General features: G+C 72.3%; 6 protein-coding genes. 4 read left to right on the top strand and 2 right to left on the bottom strand.

Annotation, left to right across the window (positions count from 1 at the left end):
- Positions 1 to 17 precede the first annotated feature (17 nt).
- Genes AC1DUQ_RS15515 through AC1DUQ_RS15500 form a run of 4 tightly spaced genes read left to right on the top strand, consistent with a single transcriptional unit; the run spans position 18 to position 3,156 of the window.
- The gene (locus AC1DUQ_RS15515; protein ID WP_477059457.1) at positions 18 to 353 is read left to right on the top strand and encodes an ArsR/SmtB family transcription factor; all 336 of its coding nucleotides are present in this window, start codon (positions 18 to 20) and stop codon (positions 351 to 353) included.
- Positions 350 to 805: an SRPBCC family protein gene (locus tag AC1DUQ_RS15510; RefSeq protein ID WP_477059458.1), complete on the top strand. Its 456-nt coding sequence runs from the start codon at positions 350 to 352 to the stop codon at positions 803 to 805. The genes AC1DUQ_RS15515 and AC1DUQ_RS15510 overlap by 4 nt, the downstream gene beginning before the upstream one ends.
- Before the next feature lie 46 nt (positions 806 to 851).
- Positions 852 to 1,922, top strand: coding sequence for a GNAT family N-acetyltransferase (locus AC1DUQ_RS15505; protein WP_477074091.1), 1,071 nt, complete (start codon positions 852 to 854; stop codon positions 1,920 to 1,922).
- A gap of 31 nt (positions 1,923 to 1,953) precedes the next feature.
- Positions 1,954 to 3,156 (top strand): MFS transporter, encoded by a 1,203-nt coding sequence (locus AC1DUQ_RS15500; protein WP_477059460.1) that lies wholly within the window; start codon positions 1,954 to 1,956, stop codon positions 3,154 to 3,156.
- Here the strand turns inward: AC1DUQ_RS15500 and AC1DUQ_RS15495 are convergent, their stop codons facing one another.
- Together AC1DUQ_RS15495 and AC1DUQ_RS15490 are read right to left on the bottom strand one after the other, a co-directional pair.
- Complete coding sequence (locus AC1DUQ_RS15495; RefSeq protein WP_477059461.1) at positions 3,157 to 4,263, bottom strand: AI-2E family transporter; 1,107 nt, start codon at positions 4,261 to 4,263, stop codon at positions 3,157 to 3,159.
- Positions 4,264 to 4,335: 72 nt separating this feature from the next.
- Positions 4,336 to 6,263: bifunctional polysaccharide deacetylase/glycosyltransferase family 2 protein (locus AC1DUQ_RS15490; protein ID WP_477074090.1), on the bottom strand; the 1,928-nt coding region annotated here is incomplete at its 5' end.

Below are 6,263 nucleotides of genomic sequence, written 5' to 3'. Positions count from 1 at the left end.
GTCGTATGGTGAACCACATGGTTCAGCATGACACCCTCGACCGGATCTACTCGGCGCTCGCCGACTCGACCCGACGCGACATCCTCACGCGACTCGGAGAGGGCCCCGCCAGCATCGGGGAGCTCGCCGAACCGCACGGCATGACCCTCACGGGGATGACCAAGCACGTGCGGGTCCTCGAGGACGCCGGCCTCGTCCGCACCGAGAAGGTCGGCCGGTCCCGGCAGTGCAGGCTCGGCGAGGAGCGACTGGACGACGCCATGGCGTGGATCTCGTTCTACCAGCGGCTCTGGGAGCGTCGGCTCGACGGTCTCGAGGCCTACTTCACCCTGCAGAAAGGCACCGACTCATGACCACCACCGACACCCTCGAGATGCGCATGACCCGCGTCCTGCCGGCCACCCCGGAGCAGGTGTTCGACGCCTACACCGACGCGGAGAAGCAGAAGATCTGGTTCTCGATCCTGGACGAGACGCCGGGCATCGTGGAGATCACGGTCGACCTCCGCGTCGGCGGCCAGCAGAACGCCGTGTGGGGACCGGACCGCGACAACCTCTTCCACGAGACCCAGACGTACCTCGTCATCGACCGCCCGCACCGGCTGGTCACCGAGTCGACCGGCGGCGGCCCGGACGGCTCGTCCATGACCACGCGCGTCGACATCACGTTCGAGGCGGTCGACGGCGGCACGCTCATGACGATCGTGCAGAGCGGCTTCCCGGCCGTCGAGGTGCGCGACTTCTTCTCGCAGCAGGTCTGGGTGGGAGCGCTCGACCGCATCGAGGCGTTCCTGGTGCGCCGGTGACGGATTGACGTTGCCGCACGCGGGGGACGGGCACGAGGCTGGCCGGATGGTCGACCTGGTGCACGTCCCCGCGGACCCCGCCCACCCCGACGCCTGGACCGTCGAGGGGACGGTCCTGGTCAGCGACGCCGTCGACCTGGCCATCCACGGGTCGACGGACTTCGCGCTCGACGTGCCCACCACGCGCGCGAGCCTGTCCGAGCCGCACCGCAGGACCCACCGGCTCGTCGCCGTGCCGGCCGGCTCACGCGAACCCGGCTCGGTYGTCGGTCGGGCGCTGGTCCGGCTGCCCACGCTGGGCAACACGCACCTCGCGTTCGTCTACGTCGCCSTGCACCCGGACTGGCGCCGACGCGGCGTCGGCTCGGCGCTCTGGGACGCCGCGGTCGAGATCGCCCGCGAGGCCGACCGCCGGGTCCTCATCTCCGACTCCAGCTTCGCCCCCGAGCCGCCGCCCGGGCCGGACGCCCTCGAGTCCCCCACGGGAAGCGGGCGCATCCCCCGGCACGACGACTCCACCCTGTTCGCGCTCGCCCGCGGGTTCACGCTCGAACAGGTGGTCCGGCACTCCGTGCTGGACCTCCCCGTCCCCGAGTCGGTGCTGGGCCCGCTGCGGCGCGATCCTGGACCCGACTACCGCGTCCACACGATGCGGGACGCGTACGCCGCCGAGTGGCTCGACGAGCTGGCCGTGCTGAAGACCCGGATGAGCACCGACGCCCCGTCCGCCGGCCTCGACCTGGCCGAGGACCCGTGGGACGCCGCCCGCGTCGTCGCGAACGCCGCCGACATCCGCTCGCGCGGGCAGGGGTTCCTCGTGGCCGTCGTCGAGCACGTGCCCACCCGGACGCTCGCCGCGTTCTCGATGGTCGAGTTCCCCCTGGACAAGCCCGCCGTGGTGTTCCAGGGCGACACCCTGGTGCTGCGCGAGCACCGCGGGAACGGCCTCGGGATGCTGGCGAAGATCGCCGTGCTCGACGCGCTCCCCGGCGTCCGGCCCGCCGCCGAGCGCATCCACACCTGGAACGCGCAGGAGAACGCGCACATGCTCGCCATCAACGTGGCACTCGGGTTCCGGCAGGCGAGCGTCGACGCGGAGTGGCAGCGGACGCTGTGATCCTGTCGGGGGCCCGTGCGAGCATGCGCCGGTGACCGGGACCGAGCAGAGCACGTGGCGCCCTGGGTCGGTCGGCGAGGCGACCGGCGGGCTCGGCGCGCTCACGCTGGCGACCTTCGTCGCGATCACCACCGAGCTCGTGCCCGTCGGGCTGCTCCCCCAGATCAGCTCCGACCTCGACGTCACCGAATCCATTGCCGGGCTGCTGGTCACCGTGTACGCGTTCATGGTGGCGGTGCTGGCGATCCCGCTGACCCTCGGCACCCGCCGACTGCCGCGCAAGGGGCTGCTCCTGTGCACGCTCGTCGCCTACACCGTGAGCAACGCGCTGGTCGGGATCGCGCCGTCGTTCGGGCTGGTGGCGGCCGGTCGCGCGGTCGGCGGGATCGCGCACGCCCTGTTCTTCTCGCTGAGCATCGGGTACGCGTCCCGGCTCGTCCTGCCGCAGGTCACCGGTCGGGCGCTCGCCCTGGTCACCGCGGGGGCGTCCGCCGGGCTCGTGCTCGGCGTCCCGCTATCCACCGCGCTGGGCACCGCCGTCGGCTGGCGCAACGGGTTCCTCGTGCTCGCCGGCGTGTGCGCGTTGGCGACCCTGCTCGTGGCCCTGCTCCTGCCGCCCGTCTCCGCCGACGACGACGCCCCGCACCCCGCTCACACCCGGACCGACCGGCGGACCCGGCTCGGGACGGTGTCGGCGGCGAACACCCTCACGTACCTCGCGCAGTACACCGTCTACACCTACGTGTCGGTGATCCTGCTGGCGACCGGGCTGAGCGAGACCGCCGTCGGGCCGGTTCTGCTCGGGCTCGGTGCCGTGGGGTTGGTCGGCACCGCGTACGCCGCGCTGTCCCTCGACCGGAACCCCCGGCGCGGGACCCTGGTGGTGCACGCGGTCATGGCGCTCGCGCTGCTGGTTCTCGGGGTCGTGTTCCCCTCGCGCGTCGGGGTGCTCGTCGCGGCCGCCGTGTGGTCCGGCGCGTTCGGCGCGATGGCGTCCGTGTTCCAGGCCGCCGCCATCCGCACGCGCGGCGGCTCGCCCGACGTGATCGGCGCCCTCGTGAACTCGACCGCGAACATCGGCATCGGCGGCGGTGCGGCGCTCGGGGCGCTGGTYCTCGTCGGCCCTGGCCTCGGCGCGCTGCCCTACGCCGGCGCGGGCCTCGTGGCGGTCAGCCTGGTGGTGATCGCGGTGGCGCGACGCGCGTTCCCGGCGCGGATAGAGGGCGACGAGTAGTCAGCTCGCAGCCGGCTCGTCGACGTCGGCCTCGGCGTCCGGTGCGGGAGCCGGTGGCAGCTCCTTCGCCTTCGGCAGGTCCTCCCCCGACAACCACGAGTACCAGACGGTCGCGGGCCCGCCCTGCAGCAGCACCGCGCGCGTCAGCAGGGTCAGCGGCACCGCGAGGATCGCACCGAGCGGCCCGATGACGAAGGTCCAGAAGATCACCGACACGAAGCTGAGCGTGAGCGTGATGTTCACGGCGTCCGAGACGAACTTCGGCTGCACCAGCACCTGCAGCACCACGTTGACCACGCTGTAGACGGCGATCACCGCGAGCGCCAACGGCCAGCCGCCCACGACCAGGGCGAGCAGCGTCGGCGGGATGACACCGATGACGAACCCGATGTTCGGGATGAAGTTGGTGACGAAGGCGAGGATCGCCCACACCGCGGGGGCGGGGACGCCGAGCGCCCACAGGGCGAGCCCGTCGATGATCGCGACGACGGCACCGAACGAGGCGCTGACGACGAAGTAGCGCCGGACGCCGATGTTGAAGGTCGTGGCGCGTCCGAGCACGTTGCCCTGCGTCGCCCCGAAGTGGTCGTCGGCCCCGTCGTACCGCGCGGCGTCGACCGAGATGAAGATGACGTAGGTGACGACGACGAAGAGCGTGGTGAGGATGCCCATGACGGCACCGCCGAGGGACGCGGCGACGCCCACCAGCTGCGACGGCTGCAGGGCGTCCCGGATCGAGTCGATCGAGCTCTGGTCCACCCCGAGGGACGCGAGCCAGGCGGTGATCTCGGAGATCGACGACTGCAGCTCGTTCAGATAGTCCTGGACCAGCCCGCCGAACTGGATGCCGGCGAACGTCAGCATCGCGATCAGGGCGAGCAGGATCAGGTAGACGACGAGGATCACCACGGTCGTCGCGGCCGGTCGGGGCCATCCGCGGCGCTCCAGGGGGTGCCGGAGCGGGTGCACGATGATCACGAGCACCGCGGCGAGGAACAGCGGCGCGAGCACCTCGCGCGCCGCGTGCATCCCGGCGAGCACCACGACGGCGGCCGAGAGGAACAGGAGCGTGCGGGTCGAGGGCGCGAGGCCCTGGGGCGATGCCATGGGCGCGTGCTCCTTCGATCTCACCGAGCGTCTCACCGAGCAGGTGCTCGCAAGATACAAGGCATCGCGCCGTCAGGCAGGGACGACGACGTCCCCGGACCGGCGCAGCTTGTGCCACGGCAGCCGCGCACCGGCGACCGCGCTGGCGATGGACTGGATGACCACCAGGTAGATGAGCTGCCGGTAGAACACCTGCTGCAGCGGCAGGCTCCACAGCGGCCGGAGGCTCTCGCCGTCCAGGTGCAGGGCGTACGCGGTCACCGCCGTCTGGAGCAGCGCGAACGCGAGCCAGATCGTGAGCACCGACTGCGCGTTGCCCGTGAACAGGCCGTAGAGCGCGAACAGGTCGATGGCCGGCGCCAGCAACGGCAGCAGCACCTGGAACAGGAGCATGTACGGGATGCCGATCAGCCCGAGCCGGCGCCCGCTGCCTCCCCGGTCGAGGACCGCGTGGCGATGCTTCCAGAGGCACTGCATCGTGCCGTAGCTCCAGCGGTACCGCTGGCGCCAGAGGTCGTTCACGCTGCTCGGCGCCTCCGTCCACGCGCGAGCCCGCTCCTCGTGCACCACCCGGTAGCCCGCGCGCAGCACCCCCATCGTGATGTCGGTGTCCTCGGCGAGCGTCTCGGAGCTCAGGCCGCCTGCCGCCTCGACCGCCTGCCGGCGGAACGCACCCGCCGCGCCCGGCACGGTGGTGATGCACCCCCACAGGTCCTGCAGGCGACGGTCCAGGTTGAACCCGCTGACGTACTCCAGGTGCTGCCAGCGGCCGAGCAGGCCGCGGCGGTTGCCGACCTTGGTGTTGCCGCTCACGGCGCCGACCGCCGGGTCGCGCAGGGGCTGGATCAGCAGCCGGATGGTGTCCGGCTCGAACACCGTGTCTCCGTCGAGCATCACCAGCACGTCGTGCGACGCCACCCGGGTCCCGGTGCGCAGCGCGGCGGCCTTGCCCCCGTTGGCCTGGCGCACGAGCCGCACCCCCGGCAGCCCGAGGCGCTCGACCACGTCGGCGGTGCCGTCGGTGGACCCGTCGTCGATGACGACCACCTCGAGGTCCGGGTAGTCGCCGGCGACGAGGGACCGGACCGCGCGCTCGATGCCGACCGCCTCGTTGTACGCGGGCACCAGCACGCTCACGGGGGGCAGCCACGGCTCGCCGGCCACCCGCCGCGCGGACACCCGGACGTGGTGCGGGGCCAGCGCGACGACGAGGAACGTCCGCAGGAGCGAGAGCATGCCGAACCCGAGCACCGCCCAGCTCACGGCGGTGACCAGCCACGACGACGCCCGGACGGCGAACCCCAGGACGTGCCCCTGGAACGCGGGGACGGCCTCGGCGGGCCGGGACGCGCCACCCGTCAGACCGATGCCCTCGGACACCGTGGTGAAGCGGTAGCCGGCGGCCCGATAACTCTCGATCAGCTCGGGCAGCGCCGCGATCGTCTCCGACCGGTCACCGCCGCCGTCGTGCAGCAGGACGATGTGCCCGTCGGTGCCGGCCGGCCGGCCGTTCGCGACGATCTGCTCGACGCCCGGGCTGCTCCAGTCCTTGGTGTCCCGGTCGGCGAGCACCACCAGGTAGCCCGCGTCGGTGGCGCTCTTCACGGCCGAGAGCTCGGCGGCGTCGAGCGTGCCGGGCGACGACGAGTACGGCGGACGCAGCAGCGACGTGCTCAGACCCGTGCTGCCGGCCAGGCCGAGCTGGCCGAGCGAGAGCTCCAGGTTCCGGCGCCAGCCCGGGACGGCCGACAGGTCGGCGTGCGACCACGTGTGCTCCCCGATCTCGTGCCCGTCTGCCAGCACCTCACGCACGAGTGCCGGGTCCTCGACGGCCCGGGCACCCACGACGAAGAAGGTCGCCGGGACGTTCTCCCTGGCCAGGATCTCGAGGACCTGCGGAGTCCACCGCTCGTCGGGACCGTCGTCGAACGTGAGCGCCACCGTCCGGTCCTGCATCGGCACACCCACCAGCCGGCCACCGTCCTGCACCAGCACCGGAC

It is taken from the genome of Cellulomonas sp. P4_B5_2 (assembly GCF_056402235.1).
This window is presented reverse-complemented; position numbering and strand designations above follow the sequence as displayed.